We start from the raw sequence: 22,738 nt of genomic DNA, 5'->3' as shown, positions 1-22,738 counted from the left end.
AGACCGCAGTTCTGGGTGTCCGGAAATCGGGGAGTGCGCGCACCACGAATCCTCCCGTTCCGCGGCCCGCCACGGGAAGCGAATCCGCGGGCAGGATCAGGACAGGCAGCATGCTGCAACACCGCGCCGGGCGGCGGCCGGGTTCCCGCCCTGCTGCGGGCTCTGCCGGGGGCGCCGGCGGCCGGGGCGGGGCGTTGACCGGATCATGCCCTTGCGAGCGCGTTCCGGCCGGAGGAATGATCGCCTCCGGGCCGACCGGGCATACGGAATCGTCCACGGGGATCAGGGGTCGAGAAGTGCTGGAACTGCTGGGGCTGGATGCCACTGCGGAAGCCGTCTACCGGGAAATGCTCGCCGACCCAGAAGGTGGGGTCGCGGAACTCTGCGAACGGCTGAGCCTCCCCGAGGCCGCCGTGCGCGCGGCCCTCGACCAACTCGCCGACCTCACCCTGCTGCGCAGCTCCCGCGAACGGCCCGGCTCCCTGCGGCCGGTCAGCCCCGAGCGCGGACTGGAGATCCTGCTGCGCCGTCAGGAGGAGGAACTCGCCCGCCGGCAGCAGGAGGTGGCCGCCTCCAAGGCCGCCGTCGCGCGCGCCCTCGGGGAGTACGCGAAGGTGCGGGCCGACACCCCGGTGGGCGGCCGCGAGCGGCTGCTCGGCCTGGACGCGATCCAGGACAAGCTGGAGGAGCTGACCACCCGGCTGACCAGCGAGGTCCTGGCGGTGATGCCCGGCGGCGCCCAGTCCGCGGCCAGCCTGGCCGCGTCCCGGCCGCTCGACGAGGACGCCCTGCGGCGCGGAGTCCGCCTGCGCACCATCTACCAGGACGGCATCCACGACGCCGACGCCCCGGAGACCCTCGACTACGCCCGCTGGATGGCCGGCCTCGGCGGCGAGGTGCGGACCGCGCCGGTGCTGCCGCCGCGGATGCTGGTCTTCGACCGGAGCACGGCCGTAGTGCCGATCGACCCGGAGAACACCCGGGCTGGCGCGCTGTGCACCAGTGAGCCGGGCATCGTCGCCTCCCTGGTCGCCCTGTTCGAACAGACCTGGGAGACCGCCGTCCCGATCGCCGACGACCGGGACGGGGTGGCACCGCTGACCCTGACCACCGGGGAGCGCGAGCTGCTGCGGCTGCTGTCCACCGGGCTCACCGACGACGCGGCGGCCAAGCGGCTCGGCATCTCGGTGCGGACCGTCCGGCGGCAGATGGCCGCCCTGATGGAGCGCCTCGACGCGGCGAGCCGCTTCGAGGCCGGGCTGAAGACGGCTCGGCGCGGCTGGCTGTAGCCGGTCGGTCGGGGAGGTCGGTCGGGGAGGTCGGTCCGGCGGGGAGGTCGGTCGGGTGCGACGGCGGCGGCCGGTTCCGGGATTCGCCGACGGGCCGCCCGGGTACGCCGTACGCTCGGGGCGCCGGCGGTCGGCCGCCGCCCGGAACCGGAGGAGGACGGCGTGGACACGGCTGCGGAACACACGTCCCCGGACGGGCCCCGGATCGACCCGCTGCTCGCCGACCGCGTCACCGAGGCGCTCCTCCTGGCCGGCCTGCCCGTCGGGTACGGCGGGCACGGGCCCGGCGTCCACCTGCTCCCCGCCCGGCCGTACGACGACTCCGACGACTGCGCCGGCCGGATCGCCCTGCACTGGGAGCCCGGCCCCCGGCTGGCGGCCGCCGCGGCCATGGAACAGCCCCGGCAGCCGGCTTCCGCCGCCCGACGGACCGTCGACAGCACCATGCGGAACGCGCTCGCGGAGTTCCTGCCGGCCTTCGGCATCGAGGTCGAGGCCGGCCCGCTCGGCGGGGAGACCAGGGTCGGCCGTGCCGCCACCCCGGCCCCGGCCCCCGGCCGGGACGCCGCCACCCCCGCCCCGGCCGGGGCCCGCCCGGAGGACCTCGGCATCGGCGCGGACGTCGTCGCCGCGGTGCGCCGCACCGCCTTGCTCGCCGGCCTGCCGGTCGCCGACCACCTGCACGCGCCGGGCATCACCCTCACGCCGTGCCGACCCGTCGACGACGGCGACGACACCGCCGGCCTCGCCGACCTCCGCTGGAACCCCTCCCGCCGTCTGTCCGCCGCCACCGACGAGCGGGCCGCCCGAGCCCGCACCGCCGTCCAGGACGCGATGCGGCACGCCTTCGGCACCGTCCTCGGCGCCTGCGGCCTCGACCTCCAGTGGCGCCGCCCGACCACGATCCCGTACCAGCTGCGCGCCTACGGCCTCACCGCCCGGCCGCCGGTACGGCGCTGACGCCGGCGTGCGGGGGCGTGGGGGCCGGACCGGTCGTGGCGCCGCCCGGCCGCGCTCCCGTACGAGCCGGGCGCCTGCGGCCCCACCGGCCGGCCGCCGCTGCGGTGCTGAGCCCGACGTGCCAGGGGCATGGGGGCGTTGGCCTTCAGCGGGGTTGCCCGGCCGCGCTTCCGTACCGGCTCACCGGCCGGCGGTCGGCGCGGCGTTGAGCCCAGCCTGCCCGGGAGGTAGGGGAGTCGGCGCATGGGTGTGTCGATCGGACTCTGTGGCAAGGAGGTGGGGGCCGTCGGGCCCCTGGGGTCGTAGGGTGCGGCGCGGTTCATGGCAGCCGGCGGCCGATGGCGTGCCCGGGTGTCCGGCGGTTCGCGCGGGGGCGATCGGCCCCCGCTTACGGGACCTCGGCTTCCTCGCGCCGGGGGCGGGCGGGGTGGGGGAGTCGGGCCGGGGGACGGCGGAGGCGGTGGGCGAGGGCGCTGGCGGCGACGCAGAGGGCCAGGGCGGCCCAGAGCAGTGGGGGGTTCTGCAGGCCCAGGCCGATGACGGCCGGGCCGACCGCGTAGGACACCGTCCAGGTCAGCTGGAACAGGGACATGTACGGGCCTTCGTCGCCCTTGGGGGCCATGGCGACCGCCGCCGCGGCCGCGGTGGGCTTGGAGGCGAGTTCGGCCAGGGCCAGGACCGCCGCCACGAGGACGGCGAGCGGGCCCTGGAGGGCGTGCGGGGCGGTGGAGAGGGTCGCGGTGAGGGCGATGGCGGCGGCGACCGCGCCGATCGACAGGCGCAGCACCCGTGAGCGGCTCCAGCCGGACAGCCGGCGGCTGATCCGCATCTGCAGGGTGGTGGCGGTGGCGTAGCGGACGGCGACCACGACGGTCGGCCAGTAGGCGGCCTGGTGGAGGTTCTCCACGAGGTAGACGGGGAAGGCGACCGTCGGGATCAGCCAGGCCGCCGACAGCAGCGTCTGGGAGGCGACCAGGGACACGAAGGGCCGGTCGCCGAGCGCCGCCCGGGTGTTCGACCTCGCCGCCCGGTGCCCTGGCCGATCGGCGGCCGGCACGGTGACCCCGAGTAGGAGGACGGCCGCGAGCAGGGAGCTGGCGCTGTTCAGGGCGAGCGCGATCCGCAGCCCGTGTCCGCCGGCGAGGGCCATCAGGGCGGTGGCCCCCAGGGTGCCGACTCCCAGGGAGGTCGTCTTGAGCACGGTGACGGCGGAGAACCACTCGGTGAGTTCCGCCGGTTTCGCGAACCGCGCGACCAGGGTCGGCCAGGCGGCCCCGTAGAGGCGGTCGGAGGCGGTCACGAGGAAGCTCGCGGCCGCCACCGTGGGCAGGTTCCCGGCCGCGAAGAACAGGCCGTACCCGAGTGCGGTGAGGACGTTGCTGACGAGCAGGCAGGACTTGGGGCCCGCGGCCTGGACGAGCCGTCCGCAGAGCGGCACGACGGCGAAGGACGCGACCGACCCGACCGTCACGGCCGTGCCCGCGGCGGCCGCCGGGAAGTGCTGGACGGTGACGAAGTACAGCAGCGACAGCGGCAGGAAGACGCCGGAGCCGAACGTGTCGATCGCCACCGAGAGGAACAGCCGCCGCTGCCGAAGGAACCGCCCGGCCCCTGTCACGCCACCCCCACCCTGGAAACCCCCACCCTGGAAACCCGCACCCGCGAAACCCCCACCCTTGAACTCCCCACCCCTGAACCCCGGTGCGCGGTCGCGGCTATCGCGTGTCGCGCAGCTTGAGAATGTACGTCGCGGTGAGCGCGACCGCACGGTCCTCGTCCAGGGCCAGTTCCCGCAGGGCGCGGGAGGCGGTGCTCCCCGGGACGTCCGCGAGCGCCTGGGTGAGCCGTCGGCGGGCGTCCGGTCCGAGCGCCGCCCGGGCGAGGCGCTCGACCAGCCCGGTGGCGATCCGCTCCGCCAGCGCGGGGTCGCCCGCCAGGGTGCCGAGCGCGTCGGCCGCGTCGGCGTCGTTCACCGCCTCGACGATCATGTCGATGAGCGTCGGGACGGCGTCGGCCACGCCGCGGGCCCCGAGCGCCAGGGCCGCGTACCTGCGGACCGCGGCGTCGGGGTTGTCGAGGGCGTCACGCAGCAGTGCGGTCGCCGTGCCGTCGGGCAGTTCGGCGAGGGACCGTACGGCGCGTTCGCGCACCTCGGCCGCGGGCGAGCGCAGGCCCTCGGCGAGCAGGGCCGCCCCTTCCCCGCCGCTCTGCGCGAGCGCCCAGCGCAGGGCTCCGGCGACGAGCGGGTCCGACTCGCCCAGCACGGCGTCGACCAGCGCCTCCACCGGCACCGCGACGTCCTCGCCCGCGGACAGGGCGGCGCGCTGCCGGGCCCCCGGGCTCTTCGACTCCAGGGCCTGGAGCAGCGCGACGACCTGGAGCACCTCCTCCCAGCCGGCGGGTTCCGCGGCGTCGATCCGCCGCAGCCGGGTGAGCAACTCGGTCTCCGCGGCGATGCGTTCGCGCGTCCGGAGGATGAGGTCCTCGACGAGTCCGGCGGGTGCGAAGCCGGGGTCGTCGAGCGCCCGCCCGACGTCGCGCAGCGACAGGCCCAGCGACCGCAGGCTCTCGACGTGGAAGATCCGCCGGATGTCCTCGTCGGTGTACCGGCGGTAGCCCGAGCCGGTACGGCCCGTCGCCCGGACCAGTCCGAGCGACTCGTAGTGCCGGAGCATCCGGGCGCTGACCCCGGACCGCCGCGAGACGTCGCCGATCAACACTGCCTACCGTCCCTCCTGGCGGCCCTCGCCGAAGACCGCCGTGCGCTTCGCCTCCTCGATCGCGGACTCGAATCCGGAATCCGGGTCGCGCCACAGCTGCTCCGTGGCGAGCGCGTGGGCGCGCACCCGGGGGTCGGGGTCCGCCGTCGCGGCGTCGAGCGTCGGCAGCATCGCCTCCCCGAGCGCGACCAGCGCCCGGCTGAGGCTCAACCGCGTCTCGCGTCCGCCGCGTCCGAGCTGAGCGGCCAAGACTACGGCCAACTCGCGCTCCCCGCCCTCGGGTACGAGGACGACCGCGGCGCGCCAGGCGCTGCGGGCCACCTCGTCGTCGGCGTCGGCGAGCAGGGCCGGGGTGATCGCCGGCCAGGCGCGCCGGTCCCCGATCTTGGACAGCGTGTGCAGGGCCTGGCTCCGTGCCTGGGCTCCTTCCGCGCGCACCTCGTCGAGCAGCAGCGGGACGGTCTCCGCCGGCTCGTGCCGGGTGAGCGCCCAGGTGAGCATCTCGCGCACGGTGAACTCGGGTTCGACCGCGCACCGTTCGACCAGCCCGCCGACGAGTCCCGGGTGCGGGCGGCTGCCGACGGCCATCGCCGCCCGCAGCCGCACCGACGGGTCGTCGTGCTCCAGCCCCCGCAGTGCCCGCAGGGTGTTCGTGTCCGCTTCCGGTCCGGCCATCGGGACCACCTCCTCGGCAGCAGTGAAGGCCTTGTCACCGTGTCAAGGTCAAGCGGCCGGGCGGGGCCGGGCGGGAGGGGGAGGCCGGGGCGGAGTCAGGTCACGTCAGGTGAGCACCTTCGCCTTGGCGCGCTGGTACTCCTCCTCCGTGATGTCGCCCTTGTTCTTGAGCTCCGCGAGGCGGGCCAGATCGTCCACGTGGGAGGAGGGCGCCGTGGTCTCGGCGGCCGTCTGCCGGACGTAGGCGCGGAACTCCTGCTCCGCCTCCGCCGTCCGCCGGACTTCGCGCCGTCCCATGCCCTTGCCCCGCGCGATGAGGTACACGAACACGCCGAGGAAGGGCAGGAGGATCAGGAACACGGACCAGCCGGCCTTGCCCCAGCCGCTCACGGTGTCGTCGCGGAAGAGGTCCCCGAAGACGCGGAACAGCAGGAAGAACCACATGATCCACAGGAAGATCCACATGGTGGTGAAGAAGATGTCGAGCAGTGGGTAGTCCACCGCGAGCCTCCTGACATCGACGGCGTGCCCCGAACGGGCCGCCGCGGGTGCGCGGCCTGCCGAGCGGGGGCGCCCGAGCGGCCACCCGGGGCGTCGGAGGGTCCGGGCGGGAAGCCGTGACGTGCTCCACCCTCCAGGTACGCGCCGCCGGCCCGTCCCGGCATCACCCGGACCGGGTGATCCGGCCCCGGGGCGGCCGCCGACCGGCGGGGTTATTCTGCGGCTGATGGGCGGAGCGGAGAGTGAGCGGCGACAACGACCCGGCGTGGTGCGACGACTGCTGAGGACGGTCCGGGCGGATCCCTCCCACATGCCCGAGCGGCTGGCCGCCTTCGTGGTCGACTACCTGGGCCCCCAGGCGGCGGAGACGGCCGCGGCGCTGCGCGGGACGGAGCGGGCGGGGGCGGACGGTCCGGACCCCACCGAGAAGATCATCGACCGGGGGGTGCGCCGCACCGTGGTCGAGGGCTCCTTCCTCGGGGGGCCGTTCATGCTCCTGCTCCCGGTCGCGTTCATCGCCGCGCTGCTCGCCCAGCTGCGCATGGTGCTGGAGCTCGCGGCCCTGGCCGGCCACGACCCCTGCGGGGACGACGCGGCGGCCGAGATCCTGGTGGTGCAGGGGGTCCATCCGACGGTGGAGCAGGCGCGGGAGGCGCTGCGGAAGGCGGCGCGGACCCGGACCGAGGGCCGGGAGAAGGCCTCCTGGCTGTCCGTCGTCCGCCGCCAGGCGTACCTGATCGGCCTGTTGACTCCCGAGGACCCGTCGCGCGGGGGACTGCGCAAGTGGCTCGGCTGGATCGGCCTGGGCGCGCTGGTGGTCGTCGGCACCGTGATCCCGTTCGTGTGGGTGCCCGCCTGCGGCGACATGTACCGTCGCGCCACCGGCGAGCTCGCCGACCGGGCCCTCCTGCGGTACGGGCTGGCGGGACCCGCGGCCGCGCAGGTGAGGAGGAGTTCGTCGATCCTGCGCCCGGGCGTGCTCCTGGTGGCGCTGCGGACGGTGCTGGCGTGTCTGGCGACCGTCGGCGGAGTGCTGTTGGTGCTGCTCACCGGGGCCCGGGTGGCCGAGAGCACGTGGCTCACGATGTTCCTCGTGCTGCTCGGGGCGAGCGCCGTGGCCGTCGGCTGGCGCTTCCTCCGCGCCCGCCGCGACCGGCGCCGCTGAGCCGGCGTCGCTGAGCCGGGCCCCGGACGGCCGCGCGGTCAGAGCAGGTGCAGCGCGCGGGCCCGCCGTACGGCCCGGTTGCGCCCGGTGACGGAGAGCTTGCGGTTGATGCTCTTGAGGTGCGTCTTGACGGTGTTCACCGAGAGGAACAGCTCGGCGGCGATCTCGTCCGTGGACAGCATCTGCGCCGCCAGCTTCAGGACGTCCAGCTCGCGGTCGCTCAGCGGTTCGACCGGGTCGTCCGTGGCGGCGGCCCCGGACGCCTCGGCCGGCAGGCCGGGCAGCAGGTCGGGGGGCAGCCAGCCGTGGGAGTCCGTCAGCTCGGGCCGGGCGTGCAGCAGGCGCCGCAGCCACGGCCCGGCGTCCCGGAACGGCCGGCGCAGCCGCTCCGGCCGGGCGGCCGCGAGGGCGCGGGCGAGCAGCCGCTGGGCCGCGGCCTCGTCGCCGAGGGCGAAGGCCGCCTGGGACCGGGTCAGCAGCACCCGTACGGTGATCGCGGGCCCGTGGCCGTCGCGCTCCGGGATCGCCTCCAGGATCCGCAGGGCACCTCGGCTCTCCCCGGCGGCGAGGTGCGCCCGGGCGGCGGCGACGGCGCACTCCGGCCCGTCGGCGCCGCTGCGCTCCAGCGCCTCCAGCGCGGCGGCCGGGTCCCCCTCGGCGAGGTGCCCGGCGGCCACGGTCACGGCCACGCCCTCCCGCACCCAGGGCGGCGGCGGTCCGGCGGCGGGAGCGCCGCCCGGCGGCCCGCCGAGGAGGTCCAGCCCGCCGAGGAGGTCGAGGGCCGCGCGGGCGTGGCCGTCGGCCAGCAGCGTCCTCGCCCGGACGATCGCGATGCCCGCGGCGACGGCCGGGTCGTGGTCGGCCGCCGCCGACCCGGCGGCCCGGTCGAGTGCCGCCCGCGCCGTGGGCAGGTCGTCCCGGTCGACGGCGAGCGCGGCCAGCACCAGCTGGCCGGCCCCCGTGCGGGAATCCGGTGCCAGACCGGCGAGTTCGGCCTCGGCCCCGGCCTTGCGCAGATGGGCCTCGGCCTGCGCCGGCCGGCCCCGGAGCAGGTCGATCAGGGCGAGTCGGGTGAGCGATTCGTGGCGCGGACAGGCCGTGGTGGCGCCGTCGGCCGCCGCCGCGGCCGCGGACAGGGCCGTCCCGGCGGCGTCGAGACTGCCCTTCCAGAGCAGCGCGGATCCGAGATCGGTCAGCCGGAGCACGGGGAGTTCGGGGTGTTCCCGCAGCAGCCCCGGCGGGATGTCCTCCTCCAGGCGGGCGGCCTGGACGGCGGCGGCCCGGGCCATCTCGGCCGAGCCGAGCAGCCGGCCCGCCAGCACCCGGAGGTGGGCCGCGTTGAGCAGGGCCGTCGGAACGTCCCCGGGGCCGCGGTCGGACGCGGCGAGGAGGGTCTCGGCGCGCCGGAGGTGTTCGAGGCCGTGGTCGACGTCGTGGCGGGCGAGGTCGCGGGCCGCCCGGATGAGTTCCGGGGCCGGTCCGCGGGCGTCGGGTGTCATGTCGGCGAACAGGCGGTCGAGCCGGTCCGCGTCGCGGCCGGTGAACAGCCGTCCGATGGCCAGCCGGTCGACGACCTGGGTCGCGGCGAACTCCCAGTCGCCGGCCGCGGCGGCGTGCACCAGTCCGTCCGTCAGGTGTCCGGCGGCGGTCAGCCAGCGGGCCGCCCGGCGGTGCAGCGCCCGCTCCAGGCCCGGGCTGCGCGCCGCCAGGTGGACGCGCAGGATCTCGGCGAACAGCGGGTGGCAGTGGTACCAGGAGTGGCCGACGGGCTCGACGAAGGTGTTGGCGCGCGCGAGGTCCGCGAGGATCCGCGCTCCGTCCGTCCGGCCGGTCAGGGCGTCGGCCAGGTCGGGGTGGATCCGGTCCAGGACGCTCGTGCGCAGCAGGAGGTCCTGGGTCTCGGCGGGCTGGGTGTCGAGCACCTCGGCGAGCAGGAAGTCGGCGACCGTGCTGCGGCAGGCCTCGAACTCCTTCAGGTAGGCCTCGGGGTCGGCGGCGCCCTGGGCGGCGAGGGCGGACAGCCGCAGACCGGCGGCCCAGCCGCCGGTCCGCTCGGTCAGGGCCCGCGCGGTCTCGGCGGAGAGGGCGAGGCCGTGCCGGCGCAGCAGCGCGGCGGTCTCCCGCGGGCGGAAGGCCAGGTCGGCGGCCCGGACCTCGGTGGCACTGCCGGAGGCGCGGTAGCGGTGGAGCGGCAGGCGCGGTTCCGTCCGGCTGATCAGGACCAGCCGCAGACCCGGGCCGGCGTGGCCGAGCAGGAAGTGGAGCCCGGAGGCCACCTCGGGGGACGACACGTGTTCGAACTCGTCGAGGACGAGGACCACGGGGTCCTCGCGGCGGCTCAGGTGGGCGGCCAGCCGGGCCAGCAGCGAGTGGTCGACCTCGTCGGCCCGGGCGGGGCTGCCGATGTCGTCCGGCAGGGCGACGCCGTGGTGCCGGAAGGCCTCCAGCAGGTAGGCCCAGAAGACGCCCGGCGCGTTGTCCTCCCGCTCGACGGTGAGCCAGACCGCCGGGCCGCGCAGCCGCGCCGTGGCCAGCCAGTCGGCGACGAGCAGGGTCTTGCCGGCCCCCGCCGGCGCGTTCACCAGCAGGAGGGAGGTCCGGAGGCCGTCGCCGAGGCGCTCGACCAGACGCGGCCGGTGCACGAAGGTCCCCGGGATCGGGGGGACGGCGAAGCGGGCCGCGAGCACCGGGTCGCCGCCGGGTATCCGGGTCGGCCGGGCGGTGCCGCGTCGGGGTGCGTCCGCCGGAGGGGAGGGGGAGCCGACGGCTGGGCTGAGGGGCATGGTGCTCACCTCAGGGGGTACGGCGCAGGGTGTGCGCGGAGCACTGACAATCACCATCCTGGCCGACACCGCCCGGCCTGGCAAAGGGGCCGAAGCCCCCACCGGTGGGGGCTTTCCGGCCCCGCGGTCGCGGTCCGGCGGCGCTCAGTCCTCGTCGTCCGGGGCCGGCTCCGGCGTCCCCAGGAGCTTGGCCAGCCGTCCCTGGCCCGCCACCACGTACCCGATGCCGATGCCGAGCGTGACGGCCGTGAACACCACGATGAGCCAGCTGAGCAGGGTGAAGACCAGGCCGAGCGGGCCGAACTGGTTCACGCTGCGGCTCAGCGAGTGGGGCACGTACAACCGCGACACCCAGGCGAGCGCGGTCAGCGCGGCGGCGGTCAGCACCGCCCCCGGCAGCAGCGGGAGCCAGGGGATCCGGCCGCCCAGCAGCAGGTGCTGGGTCCACCACCAGAGCAGCGTGGCCGTGACCAGGTAGAGCACGACCCCGAGGCCCGCGCCCGCGCCGAACCCGTTCCGCACCTGGCCCTGGATGATCAGGGCGGTCAGCCACACCAGGAGCCAGGCGAGCCACCGCCAGGCCGCCAGGCGCCCCGCCAGGTGGGGCAGGTGCCAGCTCTGCTCGCACAGGCGTTGCAGGATGCGGCTGCAGCTCGTGGCCGAGAGCAGGGTCACCGCGATCCCGATGCCGCCGAAGGCGTCGCTGGTGGAGTCCTCGCCGGTGGGGTGGAGTGCTCCCTTGATCTCGTCGAGCGAGGCGCCCTGGAGCCCGAGGACGGTGCGCAGGGACTCGGAGACGCTGTCGCGCACCTCCTGGGGCATGAAGGCGGCCAGCACGAACAGCACCGGGATGGCGGTCAGGAAGGTCTGGGCCGCGAGGCGGGTGGCCATGTCCAGGACCCGGACGTGGAGCAGCTGCGCCGCGAGCCGGCGCAGGAACGGGACCTCGCGCAGGGTGGCCGTGCGCCCCCTCAGCCAGGCGGTCCTGGCGCGGATCCAGTCGGCGCGGCCGGGCTCACCACGCTGTGCCGCCACTGCGCGCTCCCTCCGGTCGATGCCTGTACCCCGGGTCCGCCGCGGCCCGCCGTCGGCCCGAGCACCGAGGGTTCCGTCCAAGACTGGGCGACGGTCCGGCGGGCGGCACCTCGGACGGTCCGCCGTTCGGCGCAACGCGCGGACACCGGCGCCCGGGTGCCCCGTCCGCCCGCGCCGGTCCCGGTGCGTCCCGTCCGCCCGCGCCGGTCCCGGTGTGGCCGGGCCGCGCCTCGGCGCGCCCCGGGTGGTCGCCCGGCCGCGGGGAGCGTCCTCGACGGGCGGATCGGCCGCGCGGGCACGAGGGTACGAGGCAGGCGCGTACGAGCGCGTGGGCCGGTGAGCACGAGGAGTCGCGGTGAACCGCTGGAGAGCGCTGGTCGTCCTGGGTACGGCGCAGTTCCTGATGGTGCTCGACGCGTCGGTGATGAACGTGTCCATCAGCCAGCTGGTCGAGGACTTCGACACCGAGGTCACGGCGATCCAGGCGGTGATCACCCTCTACACGCTGGTGATGGCGGCGTTCATGATCACCGGCGGCAAGCTGGGCGACATGTTCGGGCGCCGCCGGATGTTCACGGTCGGGCTGGTGGTCTACGCCGTGGGGTCGGGGATCACTGCGGTCGCCCCCACCCTGGGGCTGCTGGCGCTCGGCTGGTCGGTGATCGAGGGGCTGGGCGCGGCGCTGGTCCTGCCGGCCCTCGCCGCGCTGGTGGCCGGCGCCTACCGGGGGCGGGACCGCGCGACCGCCTACGGTGTCATCGGCGGCCTGGCCGGGGCGGGCATCGCCGTGGGGCCGATGCTCGGCGGGTGGCTGACCACCTATCTGACCTGGCGGCTGGTCTTCGCCGGGGAGGTCGTCCTGGTGGTGGTCATCCTGTTCCTGATGCGCTGGATCGAGCCGCAGCCGGTACCGGAGCACCACCCGCGGCTGGACCTGGTCGGGGTGCTGCTGTCGGCCGCCGGGCTGGGGCTGGTGGTGCTGGCCGTGCTGCAGAGCAGCTCCTGGGGCTGGCTCGAGCCCCGCAACCCGCCCTTCACCGTCCTCGGGTTCTCGCCGACGCTGTTCGCCGTGGCGCTCGGCGGGGTGCTCCTGGTGCTGTTCCGGTCGTGGGAGCTGCGCCGGGAGCACCCGTTGGTGAGGTTCGCGCTGTTCGGGATCCCACCGCTGCGGTCCGGCCTGGCCATGCTCTTCAGCCAGAACCTGATCCTCCTCGGGCTGTTCTTCGTCATCCCGCTGTACCTCCAGGTCGTGCAGGGCCAGAACGCCTTCGAGACCGGTCTGCGGCTGCTGCCGGTGTCGATCACGATGCTCGTCGCCTCGATGTCCGGCCCGCTCCTCGGCCGGTTCGCCTCGCCGAGGACGGTGGTGCGGATCGGGCTGCTGGTGCTGTTCGCCGCCTCGCTGTGGCTGGTCGGCACGGTCGGACCGGCCCTCGACGACCTGTCGTTCGCGCTGGCGATGAGCCTGCTGGGGATCGGCATGGGACTGCTCGCCTCGCAGCTGGGCAACGTGGTGCAGTCGAGCGTCGGGGAGGCGGACCGCAGCGAGGTCGGCGGGTTGCAGTACACCGCGCAGAACCTCGGCTCGTCCCTGGGCACCGCGCTGATCGGCGCCATCCTGATCGGCGCGCTGACGGTGGCGTTCGGCAACGCCGTCGCCGAGGACCCGCGGATCTCCGACGCGGTGAAGCAGCAGGCGGGCATCGAGATCGAGGCGGGTGTCGCCTTCGTGCCCGCGGACCAGCTCGCCACCGCGCTCGCGGGGACCAGCGTCCCGCCGCAGGAGGCGGAGGCCGTCGTCGACTCCTACCGCGCGGCCCAGCTCGACGGCCTCAAGGTGTCGCTGCTGGCCGCCGCCGGGATCACCCTCACCGGCTTCGCCTTCACCGGCCACCTGCCCGCCCGGCGTGCCTCGGACGGGAGCGGGCCGGCGCGCGAGGGCGGGGAGACGGGCGGGGCGTAGGCGCCGGGGCCGTCGGAACCGGGCCGGGGCCGCTGGTTTCAGACGCCGGGCCGGGCGGTGATCCGGCCGCTGTCGATCGCGGCGGTGAGGGCGGCGTGGTCGGCGTCGGTCCGGTCGGCGTACGCGAGGGCGAAGTCGGCGATGGCCCGGTCGAAGGCGTCCCCGGAGCCGAGGTACGCCGCGACGGCGACGCGGTCCCCGGTCCGGGCGTGCCCGCGCGCGAGGGTGCGGCCGCACAGCTCGGCGTACCGGTCCAGCAGCTCGGTGGGCATGCCCTCGATGACGGCGGAGCCCTTCATGTCGCGCAGCTGGCGCCAGTAGAAGTCGCGTCCGGCGGGGCCGGTGGCCCAGCCGAGGAAGACGTCGCTGACGGCCTGGAGGCGCCGTTGTCCGACCACCACCCGCCGGCCCTGGTGCCGGTGGAGGCTGGGCGCGAGGTGCGGTTCCAGGACGGACCGTTCGGCCTCCTTCACCTGGAGGAAGAGCGGCTCACCGGTGGCGCGTCCGCGGAACAGGCCGATGTGGCACCGGGTGCCCACACTGCCCACGCCGACCACCTTGCGGGCCGCGTGGACCAGCTCGAAGCGGTCGAGCAGCTCCGCCCGCTCCTCGGCCAGGGTGTCCCGGTAGTCCAGCAGGATCTGCCGCAGGCGGGGCAGGTCCTGCGGGTCCATCGGTTCCAGCAGCGGCGGGTCGCTGACGATCCGGGGTTCGCCGTCCGGGCCGGGCTCGGTGAGCTTGGCCAGCGCGTGCAGGCTGGTGCGCCCGCGTGCCTTCGCCAGGGCGGCCCGGACGCGCTTGCGGTACTCCGGCTCCCGGACCATCGGCAGCAGCTCGGCGGTGTCCACCCGTTCGTACCAGACGTCGAGTTCCCCGAGGCCGGCGAGCCGGCGCATGGCGAGCCGGTACGCCCGGGCGGAGGAGAGCGCCACGGCCCGGGCGGTCGCGTCGGGCTCCCCGTTCTGGCGGGCGGCCACGGCGACACTGGCGGCCAGCCGTTTGACGTCCCACTCGAAGGGGCCGGGCAGGGTCTCGTCGAAGTCGTTGAGGTCGAAGAGCAGGGCGCGCTCCGGCGAGGCGAAGAGCCCGAAGTTGCACAGGTGGGCGTCCCCGCAGAGCTGCACGGTGAGGCCGGTGTGCGGGGAGGCGGCGAGGTCCGCGGCCATCACGGCGGGTGCGCCGCGCAGGAAGGCGAAGCGGGAGGCCGCCATCCGGCCGTAGCGGATCGGCACCAGTTCCGGGACGCGGGTGGCGGCCTGGGCCTCCAGGATGTCGACGGGGTCGGCCCGGTCCGGCGCGGGGGCCCACTTCCCGTGGGCCGAGCGCGGCACGGCCCGACGGGCCAGGCGGCCCGTCGAGACCGAGTCGGCGGGCGACTCGGACGGCGCCGCCGCCGTCATGCCCGCACCTGCCCGTGCGCCGCGCGCGTGGCCTGCCGGATGGTCCCGATGACGTGCGCGAGGGCGTGGGCCACCGTGCCGGCCAGCACGAACAGGACGCTGATGAGGATCCAGCCGTCCTTCTCGTCGACGCTGAGGTCGCCCGGGCGCACCGGGCCGGCCGGGGCGGGTGCGCGCTGCGGCGCGGGGCGCAGGAGCTCCCTGGTGATCGCGACGATGCCCGACAGCGCGTGCGCGATCGCGCCGACGACGATCATCGTGGACCCGAGGACGAGCCAGCCGACTCGTCCGAGCTCGTCGGGTGAGGCCGCGCCGCTGTGACGTGACGCGTGGTGGTGGATACCGAGCACCGGGCTCGCCTCCTTGCGGGGTTCGACGGGGTTGTCGGGGTGGTGGAACGGTTCTCCCAGGGCCCCTCCACGGACCTCCTTCGGCGCTCACCCGTCCCGCCCGGTTCCCGCGGCGGCCGAGGAGCGAAAAGGGAGAAATCCTTCCCCCACGCTACGAACGGGGGCCACGGCCCGGCTCACCCGGCGTGGGTGACCGCGCGGACGCGCCGGAAGCCGGACCTCGGGTGATGATGGCCGCGACGGACCCATCGGCCGTCTCCGGGGCGATGACGGGAGCAGGCGTCAGACGGGAGCAGGCGTCATGACAACGTCCGGCGGCGGTACCCCGGTGCCGCGCGAACCGGCCTCGGACGGGACCGGCGGGACCGGCGGAACCGGCGGAGCCGATGGAACCGCCGGAGCCGGGCGCACCGACTACGCCGGCGCGGTGTACGGGTCGATGCTCGCCGCCTCCGTGATCGCGGCCTCCAGTCTCAGCGGGCCGCACCCCCGGCTGTCGCTGATCCTGCTGCTGGTGATCACCGGGATCGTGTTCTGGGTCGCCCACGTGTACGCGCACGTGGCCGGGGAGCGCGAGGCCGGCCGGCAGATCACCCGGAGCCAGGTGCGCGAGGCCGGCCGGGAGGAGTGGCCGCTGGTCGAGGCCTCGGCGCTGCCCGCCCTGGCGGTGCTGGTCAGCCCGTGGCTGGGGGCGGGGGAGAACGCCTGGCTCGCCCTCGGTGTCGCGGTGGCGCAGCAGGTGACCTGGGCGACGCTGGGCGCCCGCCGGGCGGGCGCCTCGCCGCGTCAGACCGTCGCCGAGGGCGCCGTCAACCTGGTCCTGGGCCTGGTCATCGTGGCGGCCAAGGTCGCCGTCGGGCACTGAACCGGCCCTCGGGCGCTGAACCGGCGCTCGGGCACGGCACCACCCGCGGCGGGTGATGCCGTCGCGGTGCCGACGGTGCTCAGCCGGTGCCCGGCCGGTGTGGTTGGTGCTCAGCCGGCCAGGAGCCGCTGCTTCTGCGTGGCGAACTCCTCCTCGGTGAGGACACCCTGGTCCCTCAGCTGCGCCAGCTGCTGCAGCTGGTTGATCTTCGCGTCCATCCCCGCGGGGGCGGGCGCGGCGGGGGCCGGCGCCGGGGGCGGCGGGGGCGGCGCGGGTTCGGCCGCCACCTCCTGTTGCGCCCAACGACCCGCCTGGCGGCGGGACACCCGGTTGGACACGGCGGTCGCCGTTCCGGCGACGACGGCGGTGCGCGCGACACCGCGCAGCAGTCCAGGCATGACTCGTACTCCTCTCGGTGGCTTCAGCCGGCCGCGGACGGCGTGGGGCCGGAGCCGCCCGACGCCTCGTCCCCGTCCGCCCCGTTGCCCTCGTCCAGCTCTTCCAGGGAACGCAGCAGCTCCGGCATCGGCACCCGGCCGCTGGCGACCACCCGGGCACCGCCCCGGCGCAGGGCCGTGGCGAACGGCGCGGCCCAGGTGTTCTCGTAGATGAGCACACCGGCCGAGTTGCCGGGCTCGATGACCCCCGCGGCCTCGCTCAGGTCGCCGGCGTCCAGCAGGCCCGACCCGGCGCCCTCGAAGACGGCCAGGTCCAGGAGGCCGTCGCCGTCGAAGTCGGCGATCTCCATGCCCGCGACGGTGCCGTCGGCGTCCTTGCGCACGAACGCGAAGTCCAGGATGCGGATCAGACCCCGGTCCACCAGGTCGATCAGCAGCGGAAGCCCTTCCCCGGTCATCCGGTTGCCGGGGAACTCGACCACCAGGTAGTCGATGGGTCCGGTCTCGGCGAGGTCGTCCTCGGCCATGGCGGTGCTCCTTCCGGTGGAGTCCCTCACCCGGCCCGGCGGGCCGGTGCAGCTTCGACCGTAGGGGCCCCGCCGTGCCCGCGGATCACCTGCCCGGGGTGAGGCGACGGCCCGCCGCCGGGCGCACGCGGGACCGGGCGTACGGACCGGGCGTACGGGACCGGTGTACGGGCCGGGCGCCGGGGCGCGTTCCACCGGGCGGCCCAGCCCGGCGTGCCGGACGAGGGCCCGTGCGGCGTGAATGGAGTCCAGCGGCGCCACGGCCGCGCAGCGAACGCCGGGAGGGCCGTTGAACGGGCCGAGCCAACCCCAGCCGTCCGAGCCCCCGCCGGGCGGTACGGCGAACCGGGGCGCCCCCGCCGGGCCCCGGCACTCCTCCCGGGTGGGCCGGATCGTCCGGAGCACCGTCTCGGCCGTGCTGATCACCCTGACCTGCATCCTGGTGCCGGTCTCGCTGCTCACCGTCTGGGTGCACGACATCGCGCTGGACACCGACCGGTACGTCTCCACGGTCGCGCCGCTGGCCACGAACCCGGCGGTCCAGGACGCGGCGGTCAAGCGGATCACCCAGGCGGTGGACGTGAAGGTGGACGGCCCGGAGGTCGCCTCCGACCTGGCCGCCTGGCTCCAGTCGCAGGGCCTGCCGCCCCGGGCCGCGTCCGCCGTCAAGTCGCTGGGTCCCAAGATCGACGACGCGGTGGACCAGGTGGTCACCAAGGCGGCCACCAAGGTCGTGCAGAGCGACGCCTTCGACACCGTCTGGACGCAGGCGAACCGCGCCGCCCACACGGCCGTGGTCCAGGCCCTGACCGGACACGGCCGCGGTGCGGTCGGCGTCAACGACGGCACCGTCACCCTCGACGTCGGGAAGGCCGTGGACCAGCTGAAGCAGGAGCTGGTGGCCGCGGGGCTGACACCGGCCGAGAAGATCCCGGACGTGAACAAGCAGCTGGTGCTGTTCCAGTCCGACAAACTCGCCAAGGTCCGCGGCGCCGCGCACGCGCTGGACGTGGTGGGCAACTGGCTGCCGGTGATCACCGTGCTGCTCGGCCTGGTCGGCGTGCTGCTGGCCCGGCGCCGGCGCCGGGCCCTGGTGTCCACGGCGCTGGGAGCGGCCGGGGCCAGCCTGGTGGTGGCGATCGCCCTGGTGATCGCCCGGCACTACTACCTCGACCACCTGCCGCCCGCCGTGCAGTCCCCGTCCGCCGCGGCCGCGGTCTTCGACACGCTGCTGAGGTTCCTGCGGGTCAGCCTGCGCACCGCGATCGTCCTGGGCATCGTGATCGCGCTCGGCGCCTACCTCTCCGGGGCGGGACGGCTGCCGCGCGCCGTGCGCGGCGGGGCCGACCACGCCGCGGACTCGGTCGCCCGCTGGGGCGACGCGCACGGCGTGCACACCGGGCGGGCCGGTAGCTGGACCGACGCCCACCGCCGCTGGCTCGTCCTCGCGGCGCTGCTGATCGTGGCCCTGGTGTTCGCGCTCTGGAACCACCCGACGGTGCTGACCGTGCTGCTGCTCGTCCTGGTGCTCCTCGCGGTCCTCGCCGTCCTGGCGCTGCTCGCCGCGTCCGGGCGGGTCGGCGGGCCCGGCGGCGCCGGCGCGGCCGGGCCGGGTGGCGCAACCGGGCCGGGTGGTGCTTCCGGTCCGGGCGGTGCTTCCGGTCCGGGCGGTGCAACCGGCATGGGTGGTGCTTCGGGCGTGGGCGGCGCGCCCGGTTCGGGCGGCGCTTCCGGCGCGGGCGGCGGCGAGGACCCGCGGCAGGAGGGCTGACCGGGCTTGACCGGGGCCGTACGGGCCGCGGCCGCGGCCGCGGCCGGGACGACGCCACGACAGGACGGGGATCCGGCTCTACCGTGAACGTAGGACTTCTGTTCCACCCCCCGCCCACCGCGGTTCCGCGAGGCGGTTGCCATCGAAGGAGTCACTGTCATGACGAGCAGCGTCAGTGGAGTCGGCAGCAGTCAGATCCCCCAGCCCCAGCGGTACCCGCACGCGTCCGGGTGGACCATCTTCGCAGGGGTCATGCTGATCACCGGCGGTCTCATGGCGGTCTTCGAGGGGATCTCCGCCATCGCCAAGGACGACCTGGTCGTCGTCACCCGCAACTACGTGTACTCGCTGAACAGCGCGGGCTGGGGATGGATCCACCTCATCCTCGGCGTCCTGATCGTGGTGGCGGGCGTGGCGGTCTTCAGCGGCGCGCTCTGGGCCCGGATCTTCGGTGTCGCCGTCGCCGGGCTGGGGATGATCGCCAACTTCCTGTGGCTGCCCTACTACCCGGCGTGGGCCGTCGTCCTGATCGCGATCGACGCCCTGGTCATCTGGGGTCTGTGCCACAGCGGCCTCAAGCAGGCGGCCGAGTGACCTCCGCGGACGCCCGTCGCTGACAGCGCGAGCGGCCCGGACCCCGGCACCCGTCCGGGATCCGGGCCGCCGCGTGTTCCTCGCGCGGGTCGGCGCCGTCGCGGCCCCCGACCGGCTGTGAGGCCTGGGTGAAGGTCGTGGGTGGGGCCGGTGATCGGCCGTTGATCGGGCGTAGACGCCGAGCCAGGACCATCGGGAACCGGAGGGAGCCGGTCGGAGGCCACAGCCTGATCACCGGGTCCCGTACGGCCGGACCACGGGCCGTACGGGACCCCGCGCTGCGGCCGCCACCGGTCCCGACCCCAGGAGGAGTCCGGACCACGAAGGGCAGACGAGGCATGGACGGCGGGCAGTCGGTGCAAGCGGTGAGAACGGCGGCGGGCTTCGGCGAGCTGCTGCGGCTACGGCGCGAGCGGGTCGGGTTGACCCAGCAGTGCCTGGCCGATCACGCGACCCTGAGCGTGCGGGCGATCCGGGACATGGAGAGCGGCCGGGTGCGCCGGCCCCGCAACGAGACCGTCCGGCTGCTGGCGGACGCGCTGCGGCTGGAGGGCCGCAGCCGGACGGACTTCGAGGACGCCGCCCGCCGCCACCCGCTCGCCGACGAGCCGGTGGCCGAGCCGGCCGCCCCGCCGGTGGCGCGCGGCGCGATCGTCGGCCGGGAGATGGAGGCCGACGTGCTGGCCGACGCCTTCGCCGTGCACGGGGACCGGCTGGTCTCGCTGGTGGGCCTCGGCGGGGTGGGCAAGACCCGGCTCGCCCTGGAGGTCGCCCGCCGGCTGCACCTGGCCGTCCGGTGGTCGGTGCGCTGGGTGGACTGCGGCGGCGGCCCGCACCCCTGGCGCGCACCGCTGGACGACCTCGTCCGGGACATCGGCGACCGGCCCGCCCTGCTGGTGCTGGACGGCGCCGACGGCGGGGTGGACGCCGGGCAGCTGGACGGGCTGTTCCACCACTGCCCCGGGCTGCGGGTGCTGATCACCGCCCGGGAGGCCCGGCCGCTGCCCGGGGGGCAGGTCATCCCGCTCGCGCCGCTGCCCGTCCCGGCCCCCGAGCTCGACGCCGAACCGGAGGCGCTGGCCCAGGTCGGGGCCGTCCGGCTGCTGCTCTCGCACCTGTGCCGGCTGCGCCCCGGCTACACCCTGGAGCGCTCCGAGGCGCCCGCCGTCGCGGAGCTCTGCCGCCGCCTGGACGGCCTGCCCGGGGCGCTGGAGCGGGCGGCGGGGTGGGCGCTGGTGCAGTCCACCGCCCAGCTGGTGGCCGGGCTGGCGGCCGTCCCGTTCACGCTGGCGGCGCCGCCCGTGGTGTTCGGTGCGCGCGGTGACCTGCGGGACGAGGTGGAACCGTCGATCCGGCGCCTGACGGAGCGTCAGCGGGCCCTGCTGGAGGTGCTCGTGGACGAGCCGGGGGACTGGTCGGGGGAGGACGCGGTGGTCCGCAGCGGCTGGACGTTGCAGACCTGCCTGGCCACGGTGCACGAACTGCTGTCGCGCGGGCTGATCCGCAGCGTGCCCGCCCGGGACGGCGTGCGCTTCACGGTGCTCAACCTGTGCCGGCGCCTCGTCCGGGAGGAGCCCGGGCTCCGGCTCGGGCCGGCCGGGGACGGCCCGCTGCTGGCCGTCGCGGGCTGACCGCCGAAGGCTGCTCGCCGAAGGCCGGTCGCAGCGAGGCCGGCCTTCGGGAGCCGGCCGTCGCGCGCCGACCACGACCGTCGAACCGCCGCCGATTCTGCCGCTTAATGCCGCAGGAGCTGCCGCTTGCCGGGCCCGATCGTTCCTAGCGTTCTCCGTGGGGCCGGACCGCCGCGAAAACGCGCCGGAAGCCCATCGAGGATCTCTACCGATGAGGGCTGAGTTGTGGAGCACGGAAATGCCGAACAGAACGGTCTGGACGTCGTCGTGACGACGACGGCCTCGGATTCCCACACCTGGAACCTGGTCTTCCTCCAGTTCCTGCTGGAGGAGATGGGCCACCGGGTGACGAATCTGGGCGCGTGCGTCCCGGACACGCTGCTGCTCTCCGAATGCCGCCGGATCGAACCGGACCTGATCGTGATCAGCAGCGTCAACGGGCACGGCCACCAGGAGGGCCTGCGGGTGATCGAGGCCCTCCGCGCCTGCCCGGAACTGCGGCGCACCCCGACCGTCATCGGCGGCAAGCTCGGCATCGCCGGGGCCGACGACCCCGACCGCGAGCGGACGCTGCTGGCGGCCGGCTTCGACGCGGTCTTCGAGGAGGGCGCCGCGGTGGCCGCGTTCCGCGACTTCGTCGCCGGACTGCGCTCCGAGGTCCTGCTGTGACCGGTGCCGCCCGGGCGGGCTTCGGCGCGTTCGTGGCCCAGGCCGCCGAGGCCGGCGCCCTGGTGGTCCAGCCCCGGATGGGCATGGCGGAGGCCGCCGTGATGCGGGAGGGTCTGCTCGCCACCCGCGGCGCGGCCGCCGTCACCGTCGGCACCATCACCCTGGACAGCTACACCCGCACCGGCGACCTCGCGGCCGCGCGCCGCGCCCTGGCCGCCGGAGCGGGCCTCAACGGCTACCCGATCGCCACCCACCCGGTCGAGGTGACCCGGGCGGTGCTGCGCGGGGTGGCGGACGCGGGCTTCCCGGTGCAGGTCCGGCACGGCTCGGCCGCGCCGGAGCGGATCTTCCGGGCACTGCTGGCGGCCGGCCTGGACGCCACCGAGGGCGGACCGGTCTCCTACTGCCTGCCGTACGGCCGCACCCCGCTGCACGAGGCGGTGGCGCGTTGGCGGCACAGCTGCGAACTCCTGGCCTCGGTCCGGGAGTTCGGCGCCGAACCGCACCTGGAGACCTTCGGCGGCTGCATGATGGGGCAGCTCTGCCCGCCCTCACTGCTGATCGCCATCAGCGTGCTGGAGGCGCTGTTCTTCCGCCAGCACGGGCTGCGCAGCATCTCGCTCAGCTACGCCCAGCAGGCCAACGCCCGCCAGGACGAGGAGGCGCTGGGCGCGCTCGGCCGGATCGCCGGGGAGCTGCTCCCGGACGTCGACCGGCACCTCGTGGTGTACGCGTACATGGGCGTCTACCCGCGCTCGCCCGGCGGCGCCCGGCTGCTGCTGGAGGACGCGGCACGGCTCGCGGTGCGCGGCGGCGCGGCCCGGCTGATCGTCAAGACCACGGCCGAGGCACACCGCATCCCGACCGTCGCCGAGAACGTCCGGGCGCTGGAGACGGCCGCCGCGGCCGCCGCGGCGGAGCGCGTCCGGCTGCGGGGCGCCGAGGACACGAGTCCGACGGTGCACCCGGGGACCGCCGTCGCGCCGGCGCCGGACACCGGGATCGAGGCCGAGGCCAGGGCGCTGATCGGCGCGGTGCTCGACCTGGACGCCGACCTCGGGCGGGCCCTGGTACGGGCGTTCGCGGCCGGCTACCTGGACGTGCCGTACTGCCTGCACCCCGACAACGCCGGGCGGACGGCCTCCTCGCTGGGCCCGGACGGGAGGCTGCACTGGTCCGCCGTCGGCTCGATGCCGATCGCGGGGCTCGCCGAGCGGGGCCGCGCGCCGATCCTCGGCTCGGCCGGGCTGCTGGCCGCCCTCTCCCACGTCCAGCGCGGCTACGACGGCCGGGCCGAGTACGCGGCCGCCGCCGCCTCCGCGTCCGCCGCGCGGGGCCTGCCCGTCGCGCGCTGAGCCGCCCGCCGGGCCGCCCGCTGAGCCGCCCGCCGGGCCGAGGCACTCCCGCCCGCCCGGAGCTCCACCGACCACCCCAGAGAAGAG

At 75.6% G+C, this 22,738-nt stretch carries 20 protein-coding genes; 10 read left to right on the top strand and 10 right to left on the bottom strand.

Annotation, left to right across the window (positions count from 1 at the left end):
- The first annotated feature begins 296 nt into the window (after positions 1–296).
- Positions 297–1,289: a LuxR C-terminal-related transcriptional regulator gene (locus tag ACFWP2_RS16350; RefSeq protein ID WP_380451567.1), complete on the top strand. Its 993-nt coding sequence runs from the start codon at positions 297–299 to the stop codon at positions 1,287–1,289.
- A 162-nt stretch (positions 1,290–1,451) separates the two neighbouring features.
- Positions 1,452–2,249, top strand: coding sequence for a hypothetical protein (locus tag ACFWP2_RS16345; protein WP_380451565.1), 798 nt, complete (start codon positions 1,452–1,454; stop codon positions 2,247–2,249).
- 388 nt (positions 2,250–2,637) lie between these two features.
- Here the strand turns inward: ACFWP2_RS16345 and ACFWP2_RS16340 are convergent, their stop codons facing one another.
- From ACFWP2_RS16340 to ACFWP2_RS16325, 4 genes are all read right to left on the bottom strand, one after another.
- A complete protein-coding gene (locus ACFWP2_RS16340; protein WP_380451563.1) occupies positions 2,638–3,867 on the bottom strand; it encodes an MFS transporter in 1,230 nt (409 codons plus the stop codon).
- 97 nt (positions 3,868–3,964) lie between these two features.
- Positions 3,965–4,969 carry a HEAT repeat domain-containing protein gene (locus ACFWP2_RS16335; protein WP_380451561.1) on the bottom strand — a complete coding sequence of 335 codons (1,005 nt, stop codon included), beginning with the start codon at positions 4,967–4,969 and terminating at the stop codon, positions 3,965–3,967.
- Positions 4,970–4,972: 3 nt separating this feature from the next.
- Complete coding sequence (locus tag ACFWP2_RS16330; protein WP_380451559.1) at positions 4,973–5,644, bottom strand: HEAT repeat domain-containing protein; 672 nt, start codon at positions 5,642–5,644, stop codon at positions 4,973–4,975.
- Positions 5,645–5,749: 105 nt separating this feature from the next.
- Entirely contained in the window at positions 5,750–6,145 is a 396-nt protein-coding gene (locus ACFWP2_RS16325; protein ID WP_380451557.1) for an SHOCT domain-containing protein, read from the bottom strand.
- Between the two features lie 310 nt (positions 6,146–6,455).
- On the opposite strand from ACFWP2_RS16325, the gene ACFWP2_RS16320 reads away from it, so the two are divergent.
- On the top strand, positions 6,456–7,310 hold the full coding sequence (locus tag ACFWP2_RS16320) for a hypothetical protein (protein WP_380451555.1): 855 nt from the start codon (positions 6,456–6,458) through the stop codon (positions 7,308–7,310).
- Positions 7,311–7,348: 38 nt separating this feature from the next.
- Here the strand turns inward: ACFWP2_RS16320 and ACFWP2_RS16315 are convergent, their stop codons facing one another.
- The gene (locus ACFWP2_RS16315) at positions 7,349–10,093 is read right to left on the bottom strand and encodes a LuxR C-terminal-related transcriptional regulator (RefSeq protein WP_380451553.1); all 2,745 of its coding nucleotides are present in this window, start codon (positions 10,091–10,093) and stop codon (positions 7,349–7,351) included.
- 144 nt (positions 10,094–10,237) lie between these two features.
- Positions 10,238–11,128: a YhjD/YihY/BrkB family envelope integrity protein gene (locus ACFWP2_RS16310; RefSeq protein WP_380451551.1), complete on the bottom strand. Its 891-nt coding sequence runs from the start codon at positions 11,126–11,128 to the stop codon at positions 10,238–10,240.
- 355 nt (positions 11,129–11,483) lie between these two features.
- Here ACFWP2_RS16310 and ACFWP2_RS16305 point away from each other — a divergent pair, with 355 nt between their 5' ends.
- Positions 11,484–13,091: an MFS transporter gene (locus ACFWP2_RS16305; protein ID WP_380451549.1), complete on the top strand. Its 1,608-nt coding sequence runs from the start codon at positions 11,484–11,486 to the stop codon at positions 13,089–13,091.
- A gap of 38 nt (positions 13,092–13,129) precedes the next feature.
- Here ACFWP2_RS16305 and ACFWP2_RS16300 read toward each other — a convergent pair whose 3' ends face one another.
- Positions 13,130–14,491: a DUF2252 domain-containing protein gene (locus ACFWP2_RS16300; RefSeq protein WP_380451547.1), complete on the bottom strand. Its 1,362-nt coding sequence runs from the start codon at positions 14,489–14,491 to the stop codon at positions 13,130–13,132.
- On the bottom strand, positions 14,488–14,841 hold the full coding sequence (locus ACFWP2_RS16295; RefSeq protein ID WP_380451545.1) for a hypothetical protein: 354 nt from the start codon (positions 14,839–14,841) through the stop codon (positions 14,488–14,490). Before ACFWP2_RS16295 ends, ACFWP2_RS16300 begins: the two co-directional genes overlap by 4 nt.
- Positions 14,842–15,142: 301 nt before the next feature.
- On the opposite strand from ACFWP2_RS16295, the gene ACFWP2_RS16290 reads away from it, so the two are divergent.
- Positions 15,143–15,706, top strand: a complete 564-nt coding sequence (locus tag ACFWP2_RS16290) for a hypothetical protein (protein WP_380451543.1) — start codon at positions 15,143–15,145, stop codon at positions 15,704–15,706.
- 110 nt (positions 15,707–15,816) lie between these two features.
- Here the strand turns inward: ACFWP2_RS16290 and ACFWP2_RS16285 are convergent, their stop codons facing one another.
- Together ACFWP2_RS16285 and ACFWP2_RS16280 are read right to left on the bottom strand one after the other, a co-directional pair.
- Positions 15,817–16,104: an SHOCT domain-containing protein gene (locus tag ACFWP2_RS16285; RefSeq protein WP_380451541.1), complete on the bottom strand. Its 288-nt coding sequence runs from the start codon at positions 16,102–16,104 to the stop codon at positions 15,817–15,819.
- Between the two features lie 23 nt (positions 16,105–16,127).
- The gene (locus ACFWP2_RS16280) at positions 16,128–16,631 is read right to left on the bottom strand and encodes a DUF6325 family protein (RefSeq protein ID WP_380451538.1); all 504 of its coding nucleotides are present in this window, start codon (positions 16,629–16,631) and stop codon (positions 16,128–16,130) included.
- Positions 16,632–17,046: 415 nt separating this feature from the next.
- On the opposite strand from ACFWP2_RS16280, the gene ACFWP2_RS16275 reads away from it, so the two are divergent.
- From ACFWP2_RS16275 to ACFWP2_RS16255, 5 genes are all read left to right on the top strand, one after another.
- A complete protein-coding gene (locus ACFWP2_RS16275) occupies positions 17,047–18,402 on the top strand; it encodes a hypothetical protein (RefSeq protein ID WP_380451536.1) in 1,356 nt (451 codons plus the stop codon).
- Positions 18,403–18,561: 159 nt separating this feature from the next.
- Positions 18,562–18,996 carry a hypothetical protein gene (locus ACFWP2_RS16270; protein ID WP_380451534.1) on the top strand — a complete coding sequence of 145 codons (435 nt, stop codon included), beginning with the start codon at positions 18,562–18,564 and terminating at the stop codon, positions 18,994–18,996.
- A gap of 356 nt (positions 18,997–19,352) precedes the next feature.
- Entirely contained in the window at positions 19,353–20,627 is a 1,275-nt protein-coding gene (locus ACFWP2_RS16265) for a helix-turn-helix domain-containing protein (RefSeq protein ID WP_380451532.1), read from the top strand.
- 225 nt (positions 20,628–20,852) lie between these two features.
- The gene (locus ACFWP2_RS16260) at positions 20,853–21,296 is read left to right on the top strand and encodes a cobalamin B12-binding domain-containing protein (RefSeq protein ID WP_380451530.1); all 444 of its coding nucleotides are present in this window, start codon (positions 20,853–20,855) and stop codon (positions 21,294–21,296) included.
- Positions 21,293–22,651 carry a methylaspartate mutase gene (locus ACFWP2_RS16255; protein ID WP_380451528.1) on the top strand — a complete coding sequence of 453 codons (1,359 nt, stop codon included), beginning with the start codon at positions 21,293–21,295 and terminating at the stop codon, positions 22,649–22,651. Before ACFWP2_RS16260 ends, ACFWP2_RS16255 begins: the two co-directional genes overlap by 4 nt.
- Positions 22,652–22,738 lie beyond the last annotated feature (87 nt).

The sequence above is a fragment of the Kitasatospora sp. NPDC058444 genome (assembly GCF_042721415.1).
GTDB lineage: Bacteria > Actinomycetota > Actinomycetes > Streptomycetales > Streptomycetaceae > Kitasatospora.
This window is presented reverse-complemented; position numbering and strand designations above follow the sequence as displayed.